A 19817-nucleotide genomic window follows, 5' to 3' on the forward strand; every position below is an offset into this window, starting at 1 on the left:
GAGGCTCCTTGTGTGGTCAGGTAGGAATTAAGCAAAGGTTTTCTTGAATGCTGCGATAGCGGCATTCATGTCGGCCTCGGCATCTTTGTCCATGGCTTTGTCGGCTTCTAATTTGGCCAACAACGCTGCGTGCTTGTCTTTGAGGTAAGCATGCAAACCATGTTCAAAGCTCAGAACTTGTTTGACTTCGATGTCGTCGAGGTAACCCTTGTTGACAGCAAACAAAGTAGCGCCCATCAAGCTGATGGTTTGTGGGCTGTACTGGGCTTGCTTGAGCAATTCGGTCACGCGAGCACCGCGGTCGAGTTGTTTACGTGTGGCTTCGTCGAGGTCAGAAGCGAACTGGGCAAAAGCAGCCAATTCACGGTACTGAGCCAAGTCGGTACGGATACCACCGGACAAGTTCTTGATCAATTTCGTTTGAGCTGCACCACCCACGCGAGACACCGAGATACCTGCGTTGATCGCAGGACGGATACCGGCGTTGAACAACGAGGTTTCCAAGAAGATTTGACCGTCTGTGATCGAAATCACGTTGGTTGGCACGAAGGCAGATACGTCACCGGCTTGGGTTTCAATGATTGGCAATGCAGTCAATGAACCTGTTTTGCCTTTGACGGCGCCTTTGGTGAAGGCTTCGACGTAGTCGGCGTTCACGCGGGCAGCGCGCTCGAGCAAACGGCTGTGGAGATAGAACACGTCGCCAGGGTAAGCTTCGCGGCCTGGTGGGCGACGCAACAGCAAAGACACTTGACGGTAAGCCACGGCTTGCTTGGACAGATCGTCATAAACGATCAAAGCATCTTCGCCACGGTCACGGAAGTATTCGCCCATCGTGCAACCTGAGTAGGCTGACACGTACTGCATCGCTGCAGATTCAGAGGCAGAAGCGGCCACCACGATGGTGTATTCCATCGCGCCAGCTTGTTCCAAAGCGCGCACCACGTTTTTGATCGACGAGGCTTTTTGGCCAATCGCGACGTAAACGCAGGTCATGTTCTGACCCTTTTGGTTGATGATGGCGTCGATCGCGACAGCAGTTTTACCTGTCTGACGGTCACCAATGATCAACTCGCGCTGACCACGGCCCACGGGAACCATGGAGTCGATGGACTTCAAACCCGTTTGCATGGGTTGGCTCACGGATTCGCGAGCAATCACGCCTGGCGCAACTTTTTCGATCACGTCAGTCAACTTGGCGTTGATGGGGCCTTTGCCGTCGATAGGTTGACCCAAGGCGTTCACCACGCGGCCAATCAGTTCGGGGCCAACGGGCACTTCCAAAATGCGACCTGTACATTTGACAATGTCGCCTTCAGAGATGTGCTCGTACTCACCCAAGATCACGGCACCGACCGAGTCACGCTCGAGGTTCAGGGCCAGACCGAATGTGTTGTTGGGGAATTCCAACATTTCGCCTTGCATCGCGTCTGAGAGACCGTGCACGCGAACGATACCGTCGGTCACCGAGAGAACGGTACCTTGATTACGAACGTTGGCATCGGTGCCCAAACCTTCGATACGAGTCTTAATAAGCTCAGAGATTTCTGCGGGATTGAGTTGCATGACTCTTTCCTTCTTTCTTGTAAGGGCCAACTGCTTTCAAGCCAAAGGCTTAGGCAGTCAGCGCAACTTTCATTTGATCCAAACGGGCTTTGACCGAAGTGTCGAGCACTTGGTCACCCACCACCACGCGAATGCCGCCAATCAGCTCAGGCTGCAGCGTCACAGAAACGTTGAGCTTGCGGCCGAAACGTTTTTGCAGCAATTCCGTCACATTGGCCAAGGCCGCTGCGTCGATGTCAAACGCGCTGTAAACCACGGCATCTGACGTACCACTTTGTGCATTCACGCGCTCGCGGAACTGGGCAGCCATTTCAGGCATTGCGCTCAGTCGTCCGTTGTCGATCACGGCGTGCAAAAAGTTTTGTGCTGCAGGCGACAACTGCGCTTTCGCGACGCCCTGAATCAGACCGAACACTTGTTCAGATGTGACTTTGGGGTTATCAGCAAATTGCATCAACTGCGCATTGCTTGCGATTGCGGCGAGTTCGTCTAACCATGCGGCAGTAGCGCTCAGGTCGGCTTTGGAGGCTTGGAACAAAGCTTCAGCGTAAGGACGGGCAATGGTGGCGAGTTCAGCCATATCTTCCTCTTACAGCTCTGTCTTCAAGCGACCCAACAAGTCGGCGTGGACGCTGGCATTGACTTCCTTGCGGAGAATTTGCTCAGCACCTTTAACAGCCAATGCAGCAACTTGCTCACGCAAGGCTTCACGGGCTTTCACGGCTTCTTGTGCAGCCTCTGCTTGAGCGGCAGCCACGATTCGTTTCGCTTCTTCCGAGGCGCGAACCTTGGCATCGTCGATCAAATGTTGGGCACGACGCTCTGCATCAGCCAACAGAGTTGTAGATTCGTTGCGGGTTTCAGCCAGCTTCAATTCCACTTCTCTGTGCGCGTTAGAGAGTTCAATTTTGGCGTGTTCAGCAGCAGCCAAGCCATGTGCAATCTTTGCAGAACGCTCATCAAGAGCGCTCGCAATGGGTGGCCACACGAATTTCATCGTGAACCACACCAGGATTGCAAAAACAATAGCCTGCAGGAACAGGGTTGCGTTAATGTTCACGATTCAAGTCCTTCTTTTACGTGAAGGGGGCTCAAATTACTTCAGAACGAAGGGGTTGGCGAACGCGAACAGCAAAGCGATAGCCACGCCGATCAAGAAAGCAGCGTCGATCAAACCAGCCAAGATGAACATCTTGGTTTGCAATTCGTTCATCAATTCAGGTTGACGAGCAGAAGACTCGAGGAATTTACCGCCCATCAAAGCGATACCGATAGAAGCGCCGATAGCGCCCAAACCAACGATCAAACCGCAAGCCAATGCCACCAGGCCGAGAATGTTTTCCATGAAAAGCTCCTAAAAGTTGTGAAAAAGAAAAAACGAAAACAGAAAAAGTTACATCAATGTGCGTCGTGCGCTTGACCTGCATAGATCAGCGTCAACATCATAAAGATGAAGGCTTGCAGGGTGATCACCAAGATATGGAACAAGGTCCACACAGTGCCAGCAATGACGTGACCAACAGCCAAGCCAATGCCAGATGCCGAGACTGCCCATCCGCCGCCCATCAGAGCGATCAACATGAACACCAACTCACCCGCAAACATGTTGCCGAACAACCGCATGCCATGCGACACGGTTTTTGCAACGTATTCAATCATCTGCATCAAGAAGTTAATCGGATACAGCGCCCAGTGGTCACCAAAGGGAGCAGCGATCAACTCGTGCGCCCAACCACCCAAACCTTTGATCTTGATGTTGTAGAACAAACAGATCAGCAAAACTGACGTGGACAAGCCCAAAGTAGTGGACAAGTCGGCCGTAGGCACAACACGCATGTAATCTTTGAAGCCCATCGCTGGACCCGCGCTGTGCCAAATTTGAGGAATCAAATCGACAGGCAGCATGTCCATGGCGTTCATCAGGAAAATCCAAACGAACACCGTGAGCGCCAAAGGAGAAATCAGCTTGCGGCTTTTTTCGTTGTGAATCACGCCTTTGGCTTGGTTCTCCACCAATTCAGCCAGCATTTCTACTGCAGCCTGGAAGCGGCCTGGGACGCCAGAAGTCGCTTTGCGAGCCGCCATCCACATGACCAAACAACCCAACGCACCCAACACCAAGGAAAAAACCACGGAGTCGAAGTTGAAGAGCGAAAAGTCAACAATAGTTTCTTGCTTCACGTTTTCAAATGCAAAGTTCTTTTGCAAATGTTGCAAGTGATGCTGGATGTACTCTCCAGCCGTCGGAGCGTGCGCTCCAGCGTGTTCAGCAGACATAGTTCACCATTTCAATTTTCAAACTTTTATACCGATCGACTGCGTATTGCTGACCAATACCACGCCAACCAATACACCTTCATCGTCACCACAAAGCCAGCCAGCAATGCCAGCCAACTCAGCTCAGAAATCACTTTGGGCGCCACGGCAAGCAGCGCCACGGTCAAAACAACTTTGACCAACTCCCACATCAACAAGCCAGCCAAAGCCGCGCTTGATGAACCCAACTTCATCTGCCGAGCCAACGCTCTGGCAAACAAGGCAGCAGGCAACACGACAGCAAAACCGCCCCAAGCCACGGACCACATCCATGCAGGCCGGTCACTCCATACGCCGACAACCAGCGCCAAAGTGGCTGCAACCGCAACTTGCATCGCCAAAATAAGCCATGGCGAGGCGGTTGGATTCTTCATTCGCCAGACTTGCGCTTCTTGCGGCGTTAAGGGCTTGAATTCCGGCTCTGGAGCCTCATCTTCTAGCCTTGTCGAGATTTTAGTCATCTCAAATTACACCGAAGTTACGAAAGTTGGAACTAGCAAAGCCTATGATTATACGTAGAAACCCCCTCGCTTTACCTGCGCTTTAAGAAAGCCCTTACTTATTCCGACTTAAATCGACCCATTTCGGGCCATGAAATGGCCGGCATCTTTCAGGTTAGCGTTTTTTCACGGGCGCGCACCTGCCGCCTCATGCATACTGAAAACCATTTCAACCTCTCACCAGCTTCGCCATAAGCATCGCCAACTCATGAGCGCATCCATCCATCCCCCTCAAGACCCCACCGCCAATGCGGCTGCGCGCAAAGATTCGCTCATCGAATACCCCAGCGCATTCCCCATCAAAGTCATGGGACTCGCCCATGACGACTTCGTGCACACCGTGACCCAGGTCGTGCGCATGTTTGACCCTTTTTTTGATGCAGCCAGCATCGAGTTACGCGCCAGCTCAGGCGGCAAATATTTGGGCATCACCGTCACGGTGACAGCGACCAGCCGTGAGCAGCTCGACAGTTTGTACAGCGCACTGTCCTCTCACCCGATGGTCAAAGTCGTTCTCTAACCGGTCATGCAAGTACACCATTTGGGCTTGGTGGACTACCAGCCCACGTATGACGCGATGCAAGCATGGACGGCTGCGCGAGAGCCCGACACGCCTGACGCGCTCTGGATCTGCGAACACCCACCCACCTTCACGCAAGGCTTGGCAGGGCAAGCCGACCACCTGCTGGCCCCTGGCAACATTCCCGTGATAGCCACCAACCGCGGCGGGCAAGTGACCTACCACGGCCCAGGCCAAGTGGTGGCTTATCCGTTGGTGAACTTGCAGCGCGCTGGCTATTACGTGAAAGAGTACGTACACCGTGTGGAAGAAGCCCTCATTCGCACGCTGCTGCACTTTGGCGTGACAGGGCATCGCGTTTCGGGGGCACCAGGCATTTATGTTCGCCTCGACGCCCCACACAGCCACGCCACGCTGCCACAACGCCCACAAAAAGACGGCAACAAGACCCCCGACTTCGCGGGGCTTGGCAAGATCGCGGCACTGGGCATCAAAGTCAGCCGCCACTGCACGTACCACGGCCTTGCGCTCAATGTGGCCATGGACCTATCCCCCTTTCAACGCATCAACCCTTGCGGCTACCAAGGCCTGCAAACCGTAGACCTTTCTACAATCGGCGTATCGGTCAGCTGGCAAGATGCCGCTGATGTTTTGAGCCAAAAGCTCGTCACCTATTTGACGCCCTGACCCCATAGGGCCTCCAACACAGGCTTTATTGCTATGTCCACCTCTGACAACCCCGTCGTGCGCGAAGCGCAAACCGTCGAAAACTACAACGCGTCGGCCAAACAAAAAGCTGCCGCCAAACTCTCGCGCATTCCCGTCAAAGTCGAGCAAAGCGAAGTGCTGAAAAAGCCCGACTGGATCCGCGTCAAAGCTGGCTCGCCCACCACACGTTTCTACGAAATCAAAGATGTCCTGCGGGCCAACAAATTGGTGACGGTGTGCGAAGAAGCCAGCTGCCCCAACATTGGCGAATGCTTTGGCAAAGGCACCGCCACCTTCATGATCATGGGCGACAAATGCACACGCCGCTGCCCCTTCTGCGATGTGGGCCACGGTCGCCCCGATCCATTGGATGCGAACGAGCCTGAGAACCTCGCCAAAACCATTGCGGAATTGAAGCTGAAATACGTGGTCATCACCAGCGTGGATCGCGACGATTTGCGCGACGGTGGCAGCCAGCACTTTGTGGATTGCATTCGCCGCACGCGCGAACTGTCACCTCAAACTCAAATTGAAATTTTGGTGCCGGACTTCCGCGGACGCGACGACCGCGCGCTTGAAATTTTGAAAGCTGCGCCGCCTGACGTCATGAACCACAACATGGAAACCGTGCCACGCCTCTACAAAGAAGCGCGCCCCGGTAGCGATTACGCCTTCAGCTTGAACTTGCTGAAAAAATTCAAAGATCTCCACCCCAACGTGCCAACCAAAAGCGGCTTGATGGTGGGCTTGGGCGAGACCGATGAAGAGATCTTGCAGGTCATGCAAGACATGCGTGCGCACAACATCGACATGTTGACCATTGGCCAATACTTGGCACCTAGCACCAGCCACATCCCCGTGCGCCGCTACGTTCACCCCGACACGTTCAAGATGTTTGAAGAAAAAGCCTACGAGATGGGGTTCAGTCACGCCGCCGTCGGCGCAATGGTTCGCTCCAGCTACCACGCGGACCAACAGGCCCACGCGGCATCGGAAGCGTCTAAGGCTTAAACGCCCATCAACTCGGCTGGCTCATCGCTGGCCATCACCTGTTGCGCCCACGTTTGCAGACGCAAAGCGTCGGCGCGCAGCACCTCTTGCTTCACCGCCAAGATTTGGGTGGGATGCATAGAAAAACTTCGCAGCCCCAAACCCAGTAGCAAACGCGTCAGCGAGGGGTCGCCCGCCATTTCACCGCACACACTCACGCCCTTGCCTTGCGCGCGACATTCGGCGATGGTGTCGGCCACCAAGTGCAACACCGCGGGGTGCAACGGGTCATACAAGTGCGCCACCGACTCGTCGGCACGGTCGATGGCCAAGGTGTATTGAATCAAATCATTGGTGCCAATCGACAAGAAATCGAAATGGCGCAAGAACATCTTCACACTCAACGCAGCCGCAGGAATCTCAATCATCGCGCCGACTTTGAGGGGGCCAAACGCAACGCCTCGCGCGTCCAACTGCGCACGCGCTTGGTCCAGCAAGGCAAAGGTTTGTTTGATCTCGCGGGCATGCGCCAGCATGGGAATCAACAAATTGACTTGACCAAACGCCGCCGCGCGCAACACGGCACGCAATTGGGTCAAAAACATAGCGGGATCAGCCAAGCTCCAACGGATGGCGCGCAAGCCCAAGGCAGGATTCAGATGCGTGTCTTCTTTGTGCGCACGGTCCAGCGGCTTGTCCGCACCAATGTCCACGGTGCGAATGGTCACGGGCAAGCCTTGCATGCCCTCTACCGCGCGACGGTAAGCCTGAAATTGCTCTTCTTCGTCGGGCAACGCACCGATGCGCCCCATGAACAAAAACTCACTGCGAAACAAGCCCACACCGACAGCACCAACCCCCAAAGCGGCAGGCGCGTCTTCGGGCATTTCGATGTTGGCCAACAACTCCACACGTTGGTCATCCATCGTCACGGCAGGCGTGTGGCGCAAACGAGATAAGCGCTCGCGCTCCAATTCGGCCTGGCGTTTTTTGAAGCCATATTCGGCCAAGATGATGGAGGACGGATTGACGATGACCACGCCTGCGTCGCCATCAATGATGATCCAGTCGTCTTGACGCACCAACTGGCTGGCCGTGCGTGCGCCCACGACCGCAGGAATGTCCAAACTGCGCGCCACGATGGCGGTGTGTGAGGTCTTGCCCCCCACATCGGTCACAAAACCCGTGAAGACGCTTTGCTTAAACTGCAGCATGTCGGCTGGCGACAAGTCGTGCGCGACCAAGACCAAGGGAACATCCATGCCGTCATCGAGCTGCAGGTCTTGCTGACGAGACGATGGCGAGCGCTTAGACGATGCTTGTGGCACAACATGAGGCACGCCTTTGATGTGGCGCAGCATGCGCTCCACCACTTGCTCCAAATCGCCTTTGCGTTCACGCAAATACGGATCGTCCATCTCGTCAAACTGGCGCGCCACCACATCAAGCTGCGAAGTCAGCGCCCACTCGGCGTTGTAGAACCGGTCTTTGACCCATTGGCTCACGCCATCCGCCAGCATTTCGTCTTGCAAGAGCATCAGGTGCACCTCAAGAATCGCGGCCAGTTCAGGGGGCGATTCTTTGGGCAAGGTGTCATGCAACTGCTGCAACTCTTGCGAGACGGCATCACGGGCTTGCGACAGTCTCAGGAGCTCAGCAGGGATTTGCCCTTCGTCGATGAAATAGTGAGCCACATCCACGCGACTGGATGCCACCAACACCGCACGCCCAATGGCGATACCGCGCGCAACTGCAAGACCGTGGATGGAAAACGTCATGAAGCCCCTTATTCGCCTTCGCCGAACTTGTCGTTGATCAACGCCAACAGTCCGTCCATGGCCTCTTGCTCTTGCGTGCCGTTGGTTTCAAGCTCCACATCGCTGCCAATGCCAGCAGCAAGCATCATGACGCCCATGATGCTTTTGGCATTCACACGGCGCTCGCCTTTGCTGATCCAGACCTCGCACGGGAAGCTGCCCGCGAGTTTGGTGAGTTTGGCAGAGGCTCGGGCATGCAGGCCTAATTTATTGCTGATGGTCGCGGTGGTTTTGATCATGGATTCGACGGTTTTGATTTTGAGGGGCGGTGATCGCCACCTGCATCACGCCTTGCGTGCCGCCCACGAGAGCGCGCGTCACCAAGGCATCTAAAGATTCATGGCGGTAACAGACCGCCCTAAAAAGCATGGGTAAATTCACACCCGCAATGAGCTTGGCGTTGCCATTGTTGGCCACCAATTTTTGCGCCACATTGGCCGGCGTTGCACCAAATATATCGGTCAACACCAACAAGCCTTGACCTTCAGCATGCGCCAAGAGTTGGCGTGCTTGAGCCAAGGTGTCTTCGGGCTCGGCATAGGGCAACACGTCCAATGCAATCACAGTGGCCGCGCACTCTGGGTACACATGCATGGCGCAGTCGCGCATGGCTTGCGCCAAAGGAGCGTGGGCGATGATAAAAATACAGTTGGTCATAACGTGTGCGGGTGCACTTGTGCGAAGGTCTTGTTGTGCATTATCAATGGTCAGATTTGTGCTTCAAGAAATAGCCATAAGACGCCAAGCAGCTGAAGAAGAAAACAGCCATGGCCGCCCTGAAAGCAATAGGCTCAGCATAACCGGCCGTTTGAAAGCCGTCGATCATCAAACCCATGCCCCACTGCACCACAAACACGCCCAAAAACAACACCAAGTTATAGGCAGACAAAGCACGCCCCGCCAAGGCTGACGGAAACGCCATCCCCACGGCGGGCTGTGCCAAGGACACAAAAGAACTGCTGATACAAAACAAGGCCCAAGAGAGCGCCCCAGCATCGACGCCTGCGCAGACGATGTAAATCTGCACGATGAAGTTCAGGGGCACGCCCCACGCCATCAACTTGTTGGCATTCAGGCCACGGGCATACAGCGACGGCGTCACAAGCCCCCAAACCAAAAACGTGAACAACATGCAAACGTTGATCCAAAACAGGCCGGTGGCGGCTTCGAAGGCGGTGTAACCGGCCACCTTGACCATCCAAGGGCCCGCCCACAGGGTTTGCATGGCGATCAAACCGCCGTAGTTGAAAAACCCGATGGGCGTGAGGCTGCGAAAGTACGGATGCCGCCAAACTTGGGCGTAGCTGGCCAAAATGCCTTCTCTGGCGGCCACAGGCGCCCCTTGGGCCCCAGCATCAGCCGGCTCAGGCACACGCCAGCGGGGGACTTGCCAAGCCATCAAGCCCATGGACAACAGCACCAGCAGTGCCAAGCCGACAAAAATCCAACGCCAACCGATGACGGGCAGCAACCACTGCACAGGCAAGGTAGACGCCAACATGCCGAAAGAGCCCGTCATCAACATCCACGAATTGGCGCGCTGCTGCTTTTCAAGCACCAACCAGCGGCGATAGCCCGTCAGTGGGGCCATCAAACAAGCACTCACGCCAACGCCAATCAGCACACGCGACAGCAGCAAGCCCACAAAGCCGTCTGCCCACGCAAAGGCCAAGCAGCCCAAGACCGCCACACCTAAAAAGCTCAGCACCACCTTTTTAGGGCCATGGCTGTCGAGCCAACGCCCCATGGGCAACTGGGTCAACGAAAAGCCAAAAAAGTAGCCGCCAGCCAGCAGACCCAAATCACGCGCATGTAACCCAAACTCAACAGACAACGTGGGCGAGAGCGTGGCGGTGATGGCACGCAGCAAGGCCGATAAAAAATAAGCGCAAGCGAACGCCACAAACACCCACACGGCGGCGCGACGGGACAACAAATCGGTGTTCATGGGAGTTTGATTCCTGAAAAATACTCGTCAGCAATCGCATCCAACTTAGGCGATGGCAGGCTGCCGTAAACAGCGGCTTGATACACCTTGCCATCACGCACAAACCACACCCACTGCACACGGTGCGACGGCGTTGTGACCTGTGTTTTCACTGGCACAGGCATGGCGTCGGCGCCACGCAAGACCCAAGACTGTGCCGAGGCATCAGCGGCTGACATATTCAACGGCGCCAAACTGGCCAAACGCCATGCCGCCATGGCTTCGGTGGACGTCATGTCTGCGGGCAAGGTCATTTGTCCAAAAGTAAATTGCAAATCACTTGCCTCACAGCCTCGCATTTGCAAGCTCGCCACCACGATGTGATCCCCCGATTTCAGGGTAACGTCGCGCTGCCCAGTGTCTGGTTTGCAAGGCATCAGAGCGGTGACGATGCCGTCCTCAAAGCGGACTTCTCGCCAATTCAAGGCGGGCGTGCAGCCCGCCAACACAGTCACCAGCGCACTGAGCACCACGGTTTGCCATATATTTTTCATGGTTCGCATTATCAGGCGCGCTCATGCGGCGGCGGCATACGACAGACGGCTGTCACTTGCATGTCGCCCAACGTCTGTCACTTACCCGACAATTTGCACATGAACTCACTCGACGGTATTCGAATCTTAGATTTATCCCGCGTCTTAGCGGGCCCATGGTGCACCCAAACTTTGGCTGACCTTGGCGCAGACGTCATCAAAATTGAACGCCCCGGCGCCGGCGACGACACGCGCAGCTGGGGCCCTCCCTTTTTGAAGGATGCAGACGGTGCAGACACGCGAGATGCCGCGTATTACTTGGGCGCCAACCGCAACAAACGCTCAGTGACGTGTGACATCGCAACACCCGAAGGACAAGCACTGATTCGCGAATTGGTCAAGTCTTGCGATGTGTTCATCGAGAACTTCAAGGTGGGCGACATGGCCCGCTATGGGCTCGACTTCGCGAGCATGATCGCGATCAACCCACGCTTGGTCTACTGCAGCGTGACCGGCTTTGGCCAGACAGGCCCCTACCGCGAGCGTGCAGGCTACGACTACGCGGTGCAAGGCATTGGCGGGCTCATGAGCATCACGGGCGAGCGCGACGACTTGGGCGGTGGACCACAAAAGGTGGGCGTTGCGGTGGCCGATTTGTTCACGGGCATGTACGCCACCGTGGCCATTTTGGCGGCGCTGCGCCACGCCGAAAAAACAGGCATTGGCCAACAAGTGGACATGGCCTTGCTCGACACGCAAGTGGCGATGCTGGCCAACTTAGGTGCGAACTACTTGGTCTCCGGACAAAAGGAAGGCAAGGTGCCGGGCCGCGCCGGCAATGCCCACCAAAACATCGTGCCATACCAAGTGTTTGAAGTGGCCCCGATGCCAGACGGCACGAAAGACCATTTGATTTTGGCGGTAGGCAACGACGGCCAATATGCCAAATTTTGTACCGTGGCAAACCGTCCAGACTTGGCCAGCGATCCGCGCTTTGTGAAAAATGCCGACCGTGTGCGTCACCGCGCCGTGTTGGTCCCCATTCTTGAAACCGTGATGCTGACGCGCAGCAAATCGGCGTGGCTGGAGGCCCTAGAAGCGGCCAAGGTGCCTTGCGGCGCGATCAATAACTTGGCTGAAGTTTTTGCAGATCCCCACATCAGAGCGCGAGACATGGTGAGCACTTGGGAGCACCCCTTGGCAGGCCCTGTTGAGCTGGTGGCCAGCCCGATGAAGCTCAGCGCAACACCTGTTCGGCAAGACATCACACCACCGACGCTGGGTCAACACACCGACGAAGTACTCCAAGAGTTGCTGCATCTCGACGCTTCAGCCATTGCAAGCCTGCGCCAACAACACATCATTTAAATCACGAGCGCCCATAAAAACGGGGCACGTTCTGAGAACAGTGCCCCGATGTGTCACGCAAGGTGATCTCGCGTGACTTAACCCATCATCAAGTCTTATTTGCTACGGAAGTCGTCGTGGCACGATTTGCAGGTACCCGCAGTGGCGGTGAATGCGGCCTTGAATGCATCTTCTTTGCCTGTTTTGGCGGCTGCGGCCAATTTCACAGATTCGGCTTGGAGCTTGTCGGCGGCTTCTTTGAACTTGGGGGCTTGCGACCAAATTTCGTGTTTCGCTTTGGTGTCGCCCTGATCGGTTCCTTCACCAAAGGCAGCCCAAGGCAATTTGGCCATGCTGGCGACGATGTCGGCATTGGCAGCGGCGGCATTGGCATCAAATGCCACCTTGCCTTGCGCCATGGCGCCTAAACGACCAAAGTGCGCGCCCATCACTGTGAAGCTGGCTTTGCGGTATTTCACCGCGTCTTCCGCTTTGGCGAATTGTGCGGCAGCCGAGAAACTCAGGGCTGCGCTGCTGACAGCGATCAGTGTCAAAAGCATTTTTTCATGGCATCCGTCCTTTGAATATAGAAAATAGAATTGGTTTTTGCGATGCTGAGTTTACGTACTTTATGTGTCGCTGTCTTTTTGATGACAAAGGTCTTTCATGTCTACAAACAATTCCGTCTTAGCTGTTCGAGTTTGGGACTTGCCCACGCGGATTTTTCATGTCTTGTTGCTGACTTCAGTCGCTGGCATGTATGTCACAGGCGAAGTTGGCGACGACTGGCTGCGCTTGCATTTCTTGTTGGGCTACGTTGTCCTGACCCTGATTTTGTTTCGACTGGTATGGGGTTTCGTCGGTGGCTACTGGTCGCGCTTTTCACACTTTATCCCGACACCCAGTCGCTTGCTCACATACGTTGTGGGTTTGCGTCAAAACAAGGCTGAACACACGATTGGCCATAACCCGCTGGGTGCACTCTCTGTGCTGGCCATGCTGTTGGCGTTGCTATTACAGGTTGTCAGTGGCTTTTGCAGCGATGACGAGGTGGCCGCCATGGGTCCTTGGACGCCTCTGATTTCAGGCGACTGGGTGAGTTTTGCCACGAATTACCACACAGAAATAGGCCAAGTGCTTCTGATCCTGCTGATTGCGTTGCATGTGGGCTCTATCGCTTTTTATAAGTTTTTCAAACATGAAGACTTGGTGACGCCCATGCTCAAGGGTGACAAGGCTTTACCGAGCGATACGCCGCCCTCCAAAGACACTGCGGGTACGCGCACACTTGCGGCCGCTGTCTTTGCCACATGTGCCTATGTGGTTTATCGACTGGTTCATTTGGCCTGATGTGGGTCACACACCATCCCTGAATGAAAAAAGCCGCGCAATTGCGCGGCTTTTTCATTCACGTGTTGCAAGTCAGTACGCTGACTTGCTTGTTCCAGTGACTCAGGCCTTGGCTTGGGCCAGCAACGTTGCAGCGTCGCTGACTTCGAATTTGCCTGGGCCTTCATTGTTCAAGGCCACCACTTTGCCGTCTTTGACCAACATCGAGTAGCGGTTGCTGCGCAAGCCCATACCACGTGCGGTCAAATCCAAAGTCAAACCTGTGGCTTTGGCGAAATCTGCGCTGCCATCGGCCAGCATACGAACCTTGTTGCCGACTTTTTGATCGCGGGCCCATGCCCCCATGACGAAAGCATCGTTCACACTCAAGCACCAGATTTCATCCACGCCTGCAGCTTTGAATGCCTCAAAGTTTTCGACATAGCCAGGCACGTGCTTGGCAGAGCAAGTCGGCGTGAATGCGCCGGGCAAGGCAAACAAAGCAATGGTTTTACCGGCAGCGGCTTTGGCCACGTCCACGGCGTTTGGCCCAATGCTGCAACCCTCGCCTTCAACTTCTGAATATTCCATCAGCGTGGCGTGTGGCAGGGTGTCTCCGACTTGAATCATGTTGAATCCTAAAAATGATGCGTACAAAAAAGAAAAACGACCCACATTGTGGGTCGTTTTTCAGGACTTTGCAGGACCGAGGTCCTAAAAGCTTTAAACCGCAGCGGCCTTCTCAACCAAACGGGTCGCAACCCAGTTTTTGGTTTTCGAAATTGGCTTGCTTTCGGTAATCTCGATCACGTCGCCCAAGTGGTATTCACCTGTTTCGTCGTGAGCGTGATATTTGCTCGACTTAGCCACGATCTTGCCGTAGAGCGCGTGTTTCACACGACGCTCGACCAGCACGGTCACGGTTTTAGCACGTTTGTCACTGACCACCTTGCCAATCAAGGTGCGTTTGAGGGATTTCTTAGCGTCCGTCATGTTCACTCCTTACTTGGCGGCTTGCTTTTCAGCAAGAATGGTTTTTGCACGGGCAATACTGCGACGTGTAGAACGCAGTTGTGACGTGTTATTGAGTTGTTGCGTGCCTTTTTGCATGCGCAGACCAAAATGGGCCTTTTGCAGCTCTTTGACTTCGGCTTCGATGCCAGCAACGTCTTTTTGGCGCAGTTCAGCAGCTTTCATTTCTTATCTCTCCTGAATTACTGGCCGATCATGCGGGCCACAAACGTGGTACGCAAGGGCAACTTTGCAGCGGCCAGACGGAATGCTTCACGGGCCAACTCTTCGGGCACACCTACGATTTCGTAGAGAACCTTACCGGGTTGGATTTCAGCCACGTAGTACTCGGGGTTACCTTTACCGTTACCCATACGCACTTCAGCAGGCTTTTGGGAGATCGGCTTGTCAGGGAACACGCGAATCCAGATGCGACCGCCACGCTTCACGTGACGCGAGATCGCACGACGTGCGGCCTCAATTTGACGAGCCGTCAGACGACCGCGATCAGTTGACTTGAGACCGAAGTCACCGAACGCCACCGTGTTGCCACGGGTAGCGATGCCGGTGTTGCGGCCTTTTTGTTCTTTGCGGTATTTACGGCGTGCTGGTTGCAGCATGCTTATTCTCCTTGACCGTCCGCAGCCGTGCCAGTGGTTGCGGGCGCGGCAACCTTACGGACGCGCTTGACGGCAGTTGTAGGGGCATCAGCGGCTTCAGCGGGTTTATCGCTGCCATCCGTTGGTGCGGCATTGGTACCTGCAGGACGACGAGCGCCGCTGCGTGCGGGACGATCACCTGTAGGGCGAGCATCACGACGGGGACCGCGAGGACGACGCTCTTCTTCGCGAGGCTCAACGGCGGCCGGCAGATCGTTACGACCCAAGGTATCGCCTTTGTAGACCCACACCTTGACACCGATGATGCCGTAGGTGGTTTTTGCTTCAGAAGTTGCGTAATCGATGTCTGCGCGCAGGGTGTGAAGTGGCACGCGACCTTCACGATACCACTCGGTACGTGCGATCTCGATGCCGTTCAAACGACCTGCCGACATGATCTTGATACCTTGGGCACCCAGACGCATGGCGTTTTGCATAGCGCGCTTCATAGCGCGACGGAACATGATGCGTTTTTCGAGCTGTTGGGTGATGCTGTCTGCGATCAACTGAGCATCGATTTCAGGCTTGCGCACTTCTTCGATGTTGACTGCAACTGGCACGCCCAAACGAGCTGTCAATTCGCGCTTGAGGTTCTCGATGTCCTCGCCTTTTTTGCCGATCACAACGCCTGGACGAGCCGAGAAGATGGTGATGCGGGCGCTTTTAGCGGGGCGCTCGATGAGAACGCGAGACACAGAAGCGTTTTTCAGCTTGGCCTTCAAGTACTCACGAACTTTGATGTCTTCAGCCAGCATGCCAGCGAAGTCACGGTTGTTCGCGTACCAGCGGCTAGCCCAGTTGCGGCTCACTGCAAGGCGAAAGCCTGTGGGGTGGATTTTTTGTCCCATATCTTCCTATACCTTTCAGTTACCGACTGTCACGTAAACGTGACAAGTAGGCTTGCTGATACTGTTGCCGCGGCCTTTGGCGCGGGCAGTGAAACGCTTGAGCGTGGCACCTTTTTCAACGTAGATGGTTTTCACCTTCAATTCGTCGATGTCAGCACCGTCGTTGTGTTCAGCGTTAGCAATCGCAGATTCCAAAACTTTCTTGACGATGCCCGCAGCTTTTTTCTGCGTGAATGTCAGGATGTTCAGAGCCTGGTCAACTTTTTTGCCGCGGATCATGTCCGCAACCAAACGGCCTTTGTCGACCGACAGACGGACGCCCCTAAGGACTGCACGTGTTTCCATGGTCTTTCCTTATTTCTTCTGGACTTTTTTGTCCGCGGGGTGACCTTTGAAGGTGCGCGTCAAGGCGAATTCGCCGAGCTTATGGCCCACCATCTGGTCGGTGATGTAAACAGGGATGTGTTGTTTGCCGTTATGCACAGCGATGGTCAAGCCGATGAAATCGGGCAAAACCATTGAACGACGCGACCAAGTTTTCACCGGCTTTTTGTCTTTGTTAGCGATGGCCTTATCGACCTTGGCTACCAAATGATGGTCAACAAACGGACCCTTTTTGAGAGAGCGAGTCATTTGTTACCCCTTACTTTTTACGACGCGACACAATCATGACTTGTGTGCGTTTGTTGTTACGGGTACGGTAACCTTTGGTCAGGTTACCCCATGGGTCAACTGCATGACGGCCTTCGCCGGTGCGACCTTCGCCACCGCCGTGTGGGTGATCCACAGGGTTCATAGCGACACCACGCACGGTTGGGCGAATACCCATCCAGCGCTTGACACCAGCTTTACCCAATCGGCGCAGGCTGTGCTCTTCGTTTGCAACTTCACCAATGGTGGCGCGGCAATCGATATGGATCTTGCGAACTTCACCCGAGCGCATACGCACTTGAGCGTAAGTGCCTTCACGCGCCAACAAGGTGGCCGAAGTACCAGCGGAACGCGCGATTTGAGCGCCTTTACCGACTTGCAATTCGATGCAGTGAATGGTTGAACCCACGGGAATGTTACGGATGGGCAATGTGTTGCCTGCACGGATCGGGGCTTCCGAACCGCTCAACAACGTTGCGCCAACTTCCAAACCACGCGGTGCAATGATGTAGCGACGCTCGCCGTCTGCGTAACACACCAAAGCGATGTGTGCCGTACGGTTTGGATCGTATTCAATGCGTTCCACCTTTGCGGGGATAGCGTCTTTGTTACGCTTGAAATCCACCACGCGGTAGTGATACTTGTGACCACCACCCTTATGACGGGTTGTGATGTGACCGTTGTTGTTACGGCCAGCTTTTTGATGCTGGGGTTCCAGCAGCGGCGCGTAAGGGTCACCTTTGTACAGGTGATCACGGGTAACTTTAACGACGCCACGTTGACCGGGCGACGTAGGTTTCATCTTGATGACTGCCATGATTAAGCGGCCTCCCCAGAGATGTTCAGCTCTTGACCAGCTTTGAGCGTCACATAAGCTTTACGAACGTTGTCGCGACGGCCCATGGATTTGCCAAAACGCTTGGACTTGCCTTTGGTGTTCACCACAGAAACGCCTTGCACTTCAACCTTGAACATCAATTCCACAGCGGCCTTGATCTCGGGTTTAGTAGCGTCTTGCAGCACTTTGAAGGTGACGACGTTGCTTTTCTCAGCAACCATGGTGGCCTTTTCGGACACGACGGGAGCGACCAGCAATTGCATCAAACGACCTTCGTCGAATTTGGTTTTTTTCTGTCCGTGGCTCATGCAAACATCTCCTTGAGCTTGTCCATGGCGGCCTTGGTCACCAACACCTTGCGGTAGTGAACCAATGACAGCGGATCAGCGTAACGTGGCTCAACAACCAGCACGTTAGGCAAGTTGCGCGAGGCCAAGTACAAGTTGTCGTCCACTTGATCAGCGATGACCAACACAGACTCAAGGTTCATCGCCTTGAATTTGGCAGCCAACAGCTTGGTCTTAGGAGCGTCAACCGTCAAAGACTCAACCACAGCCAAACGACCTTCGCGGGCCAATTGGGACAAGATCGAAGCCATACCAGCGCGGTACATCTTCTTGTTGATCTTTTGTGTGAAGTTTTCGTCAGGCATGTTCGGGAAAATCCGACCGCCGCCACGCCACAAAGGCGAAGACGTCATACCAGCACGAGCGCGGCCCGTACCTTTTTGCTTGAACGGCTTCTTGGTGGAGTGCTTCACTTGCTCGCGGTCTTTTTGGGCACGAGTGCCTTGACGCGCGTTAGCTTGGTAAGCCACCACGATCTGGTGAACCAGATCTTCGTTGTATTCACGACCGAACACAGCTTCAGGTGCTTCGTATTTAGAAGCAGCTTGACCTTGGTCGTTCAGGAGTTCGACTTGCATCAGTTCGCTCCTTTAGCTTTGACAGCGGGATGCACAGACACGAAACCACCAGCTGAGCCAGGCACTGCGCCACGGATCATCAACAATTGGCGGGCTTCGTCGATGCGAATCACGTCGAGGTTTTGTGTCGTCACAGTGTCAGAGCCCAAGTGGCCTGACATGCGTTTACCGGGGAACACGCGACCTGGGTCTTGTGCCATACCGATAGAACCGGGCACGTTGTGCGAACGGCTGTTACCGTGCGACGCGCGCTGCGACTTGAAGTGGTGACGCTTGATCGTGCCTGCGAAGCCTTTACCGATGGTTGTGCCTTGCACGTCCACCTTTTGGCCCACAACAAACACATCAGACACAGGCACAGTAGCGCCAGCGGCGTACTTAGCTGCGACATCAGCAGTCACTTGGAATTCTTGAATAATTTCACCGGCTTCAACGCCTGCTTTGGCCAAGTGACCAGCCATAGGCTTGGTGACACGAGATGCCTTACGCGCGCCGAATGTGACCTGCAAGGCCACATAGCCGTCGTTTTCCTGGGTTTTCACTTGGGTCACGCGGTTGTTGGACACATCCAACACCGTGACAGGGATCGCATCCCCATCATCAGTGAACAGACGCATCATGCCCACCTTGCGGCCCAGCAATCCCAAACGGATGCTTTGACTCATTGTTTTCTCCAAAACTCTCACCGCAACCACTTCAATTGGCAGTTACGTTTTTACGTGAAAGACGGTTGATAAATCCCTGCACAAAATGCACAGAGCCCGCGAGTATATCGCGAAAACCGCGCCAAGAGCAACTACTCGTTGGCGCGGTGCTTGGAATGGGCTTGAGGCCCACGCCAAAACTGCAATAACGTTTAATTTTTATTGCAATTTGATTTCGACGTCCACGCCCGCTGGCAGATCGAGCTTCATCAAGGCGTCAACTGTTTTATCAGTTGGGTCCACGATGTCCATCAAACGCTGGTGGGTACGGATTTCGAGCTGGTCACGGCTGGTCTTGTTGACGTGCGGTGAACGCAAGATGTCAAAACGCTTCATGCGTGTTGGCAAAGGCACGGGACCTTTGACAATCGCGCCGGTGCGCTTGGCAGTTTCAACGATTTCAGCTGCAGACTGGTCGATCAGTTTGTAGTCAAACGCCTTCAGGCGGATGCGGATTTTTTGCTTCGAGGACATTTAGATTCCTCGATTAGGCAATGATCTTAGCAACCACACCAGCGCCAACGGTCTTGCCGCCTTCGCGAATCGCGAAGCGCAAGCCTTCTTCCATCGCAATCGGGTGGATCAACTTCACAGTGATCGACACGTTGTCACCAGGCATCACCATCTC

Annotated in this window: 29 protein-coding genes and 1 pseudogene; 5 read left to right on the forward strand and 25 right to left on the reverse strand. The window is 54.8% G+C overall.

Annotated elements, in window-relative coordinates; translation table 11 throughout:
- Positions 1-27: 27 nt before the first annotated feature.
- Genes atpA through RMS95_RS15280 form a run of 6 tightly spaced genes read right to left on the reverse strand, consistent with a single transcriptional unit; the run spans position 28 to position 4343 of the window.
- Positions 28-1566 carry a F0F1 ATP synthase subunit alpha gene (atpA, locus tag RMS95_RS15255; protein ID WP_310647046.1) on the reverse strand — a complete coding sequence of 513 codons (1539 nt, stop codon included), beginning with the start codon at positions 1564-1566 and terminating at the stop codon, positions 28-30.
- Positions 1567-1615: 49 nt separating this feature from the next.
- Entirely contained in the window at positions 1616-2146 is a 531-nt protein-coding gene (locus RMS95_RS15260) for a F0F1 ATP synthase subunit delta (RefSeq protein WP_310647047.1), read from the reverse strand.
- Between the two features lie 9 nt (positions 2147-2155).
- Positions 2156-2626, reverse strand: coding sequence for a F0F1 ATP synthase subunit B (locus tag RMS95_RS15265; protein WP_310647048.1), 471 nt, complete (start codon positions 2624-2626; stop codon positions 2156-2158).
- 36 nt (positions 2627-2662) lie between these two features.
- The gene (atpE, locus tag RMS95_RS15270) at positions 2663-2911 is read right to left on the reverse strand and encodes a F0F1 ATP synthase subunit C (protein ID WP_019429175.1); all 249 of its coding nucleotides are present in this window, start codon (positions 2909-2911) and stop codon (positions 2663-2665) included.
- A gap of 53 nt (positions 2912-2964) precedes the next feature.
- On the reverse strand, positions 2965-3843 hold the full coding sequence (atpB, locus tag RMS95_RS15275; RefSeq protein WP_310647049.1) for a F0F1 ATP synthase subunit A: 879 nt from the start codon (positions 3841-3843) through the stop codon (positions 2965-2967).
- A gap of 26 nt (positions 3844-3869) precedes the next feature.
- The gene (locus RMS95_RS15280) at positions 3870-4343 is read right to left on the reverse strand and encodes an ATP synthase subunit I (protein ID WP_310647050.1); all 474 of its coding nucleotides are present in this window, start codon (positions 4341-4343) and stop codon (positions 3870-3872) included.
- Positions 4344-4590: 247 nt separating this feature from the next.
- Between RMS95_RS15280 and RMS95_RS15285 the strand changes: the two genes are divergently transcribed.
- The 3 genes from RMS95_RS15285 to lipA are packed head-to-tail and all read left to right on the forward strand — an operon-like array spanning position 4591 to position 6621.
- The gene (locus RMS95_RS15285; protein ID WP_310647051.1) at positions 4591-4902 is read left to right on the forward strand and encodes a DUF493 family protein; all 312 of its coding nucleotides are present in this window, start codon (positions 4591-4593) and stop codon (positions 4900-4902) included.
- Between the two features lie 6 nt (positions 4903-4908).
- Entirely contained in the window at positions 4909-5589 is a 681-nt protein-coding gene (gene lipB, locus RMS95_RS15290; RefSeq protein WP_310647052.1) for a lipoyl(octanoyl) transferase LipB, read from the forward strand.
- A 33-nt stretch (positions 5590-5622) separates the two neighbouring features.
- Positions 5623-6621 carry a lipoyl synthase gene (gene lipA, locus RMS95_RS15295; protein WP_310647053.1) on the forward strand — a complete coding sequence of 333 codons (999 nt, stop codon included), beginning with the start codon at positions 5623-5625 and terminating at the stop codon, positions 6619-6621.
- On the opposite strand, the gene ptsP is transcribed toward lipA, so the two are convergent.
- From ptsP to RMS95_RS15320, 5 genes are read right to left on the reverse strand one after another with little or no spacing between them, the layout of a single operon-like run.
- On the reverse strand, positions 6618-8378 hold the full coding sequence (ptsP, locus tag RMS95_RS15300) for a phosphoenolpyruvate--protein phosphotransferase (RefSeq protein WP_310647054.1): 1761 nt from the start codon (positions 8376-8378) through the stop codon (positions 6618-6620). The two genes, lipA and ptsP, sit on opposite strands and share 4 nt — an antisense overlap.
- A gap of 8 nt (positions 8379-8386) precedes the next feature.
- Complete coding sequence (locus RMS95_RS15305; RefSeq protein WP_310647055.1) at positions 8387-8656, reverse strand: HPr family phosphocarrier protein; 270 nt, start codon at positions 8654-8656, stop codon at positions 8387-8389.
- Positions 8625-9074: a PTS fructose transporter subunit IIA gene (locus RMS95_RS15310; protein WP_310647056.1), complete on the reverse strand. Its 450-nt coding sequence runs from the start codon at positions 9072-9074 to the stop codon at positions 8625-8627. Before RMS95_RS15310 ends, RMS95_RS15305 begins: the two co-directional genes overlap by 32 nt.
- A gap of 43 nt (positions 9075-9117) precedes the next feature.
- The gene (locus RMS95_RS15315; RefSeq protein ID WP_310647057.1) at positions 9118-10365 is read right to left on the reverse strand and encodes an MFS transporter; all 1248 of its coding nucleotides are present in this window, start codon (positions 10363-10365) and stop codon (positions 9118-9120) included.
- The gene (locus RMS95_RS15320) at positions 10362-10898 is read right to left on the reverse strand and encodes a hypothetical protein (RefSeq protein WP_310647058.1); all 537 of its coding nucleotides are present in this window, start codon (positions 10896-10898) and stop codon (positions 10362-10364) included. The genes RMS95_RS15315 and RMS95_RS15320 overlap by 4 nt, the downstream gene beginning before the upstream one ends.
- Before the next feature lie 99 nt (positions 10899-10997).
- On the opposite strand from RMS95_RS15320, the gene RMS95_RS15325 reads away from it, so the two are divergent.
- A complete protein-coding gene (locus tag RMS95_RS15325) occupies positions 10998-12245 on the forward strand; it encodes a CaiB/BaiF CoA-transferase family protein (protein ID WP_310647059.1) in 1248 nt (415 codons plus the stop codon).
- Between the two features lie 95 nt (positions 12246-12340).
- Here the strand turns inward: RMS95_RS15325 and RMS95_RS15330 are convergent, their stop codons facing one another.
- Positions 12341-12784 carry a cytochrome c gene (locus RMS95_RS15330; RefSeq protein ID WP_310647060.1) on the reverse strand — a complete coding sequence of 148 codons (444 nt, stop codon included), beginning with the start codon at positions 12782-12784 and terminating at the stop codon, positions 12341-12343.
- 106 nt (positions 12785-12890) lie between these two features.
- Between RMS95_RS15330 and RMS95_RS15335 the strand changes: the two genes are divergently transcribed.
- Entirely contained in the window at positions 12891-13574 is a 684-nt protein-coding gene (locus tag RMS95_RS15335; RefSeq protein ID WP_310647061.1) for a cytochrome b/b6 domain-containing protein, read from the forward strand.
- A gap of 102 nt (positions 13575-13676) precedes the next feature.
- Here RMS95_RS15335 and RMS95_RS15340 read toward each other — a convergent pair whose 3' ends face one another.
- The 13 genes and pseudogenes from RMS95_RS15340 to RMS95_RS15400 form a co-directional block, all read right to left on the reverse strand.
- The gene (locus RMS95_RS15340) at positions 13677-14183 is read right to left on the reverse strand and encodes a peroxiredoxin (RefSeq protein WP_310647062.1); all 507 of its coding nucleotides are present in this window, start codon (positions 14181-14183) and stop codon (positions 13677-13679) included.
- Positions 14184-14276: 93 nt separating this feature from the next.
- On the reverse strand, positions 14277-14546 hold the full coding sequence (gene rpsQ / locus RMS95_RS15345) for a 30S ribosomal protein S17 (RefSeq protein ID WP_104799794.1): 270 nt from the start codon (positions 14544-14546) through the stop codon (positions 14277-14279).
- Positions 14547-14555: 9 nt separating this feature from the next.
- Positions 14556-14750, reverse strand: coding sequence for a 50S ribosomal protein L29 (rpmC, locus tag RMS95_RS15350; protein ID WP_104799795.1), 195 nt, complete (start codon positions 14748-14750; stop codon positions 14556-14558).
- Positions 14751-14767: 17 nt separating this feature from the next.
- Positions 14768-15184 carry a 50S ribosomal protein L16 gene (gene rplP / locus RMS95_RS15355; protein WP_100133884.1) on the reverse strand — a complete coding sequence of 139 codons (417 nt, stop codon included), beginning with the start codon at positions 15182-15184 and terminating at the stop codon, positions 14768-14770.
- Between the two features lie 2 nt (positions 15185-15186).
- Complete coding sequence (gene rpsC / locus RMS95_RS15360; protein WP_104799796.1) at positions 15187-16071, reverse strand: 30S ribosomal protein S3; 885 nt, start codon at positions 16069-16071, stop codon at positions 15187-15189.
- 15 nt (positions 16072-16086) lie between these two features.
- A complete protein-coding gene (gene rplV, locus RMS95_RS15365; protein ID WP_100133886.1) occupies positions 16087-16416 on the reverse strand; it encodes a 50S ribosomal protein L22 in 330 nt (109 codons plus the stop codon).
- A 9-nt stretch (positions 16417-16425) separates the two neighbouring features.
- Positions 16426-16704 (reverse strand): 30S ribosomal protein S19, encoded by a 279-nt coding sequence (rpsS, locus tag RMS95_RS15370; protein ID WP_100133887.1) that lies wholly within the window; start codon positions 16702-16704, stop codon positions 16426-16428.
- A 10-nt stretch (positions 16705-16714) separates the two neighbouring features.
- Positions 16715-17539, reverse strand: a complete 825-nt coding sequence (gene rplB / locus RMS95_RS15375; protein ID WP_310647063.1) for a 50S ribosomal protein L2 — start codon at positions 17537-17539, stop codon at positions 16715-16717.
- A 2-nt stretch (positions 17540-17541) separates the two neighbouring features.
- Entirely contained in the window at positions 17542-17868 is a 327-nt protein-coding gene (gene rplW, locus RMS95_RS15380; RefSeq protein ID WP_104799798.1) for a 50S ribosomal protein L23, read from the reverse strand.
- Positions 17865-18485 carry a 50S ribosomal protein L4 gene (rplD, locus tag RMS95_RS15385; RefSeq protein WP_104799799.1) on the reverse strand — a complete coding sequence of 207 codons (621 nt, stop codon included), beginning with the start codon at positions 18483-18485 and terminating at the stop codon, positions 17865-17867. The genes rplW and rplD overlap by 4 nt, the downstream gene beginning before the upstream one ends.
- Complete coding sequence (gene rplC / locus RMS95_RS15390; RefSeq protein ID WP_310647064.1) at positions 18485-19150, reverse strand: 50S ribosomal protein L3; 666 nt, start codon at positions 19148-19150, stop codon at positions 18485-18487. Before rplC ends, rplD begins: the two co-directional genes overlap by 1 nt.
- Positions 19151-19348: 198 nt before the next feature.
- Positions 19349-19663 carry a 30S ribosomal protein S10 gene (gene rpsJ / locus RMS95_RS15395; protein ID WP_100133892.1) on the reverse strand — a complete coding sequence of 105 codons (315 nt, stop codon included), beginning with the start codon at positions 19661-19663 and terminating at the stop codon, positions 19349-19351.
- A gap of 13 nt (positions 19664-19676) precedes the next feature.
- Positions 19677-19817 (reverse strand): annotated as a pseudogene (locus RMS95_RS15400) (elongation factor Tu); the annotation flags it as partial.

This window comes from Limnohabitans sp. (genome assembly GCF_031539175.1).
Taxonomy (GTDB): domain Bacteria; phylum Pseudomonadota; class Gammaproteobacteria; order Burkholderiales; family Burkholderiaceae_C; genus Limnohabitans.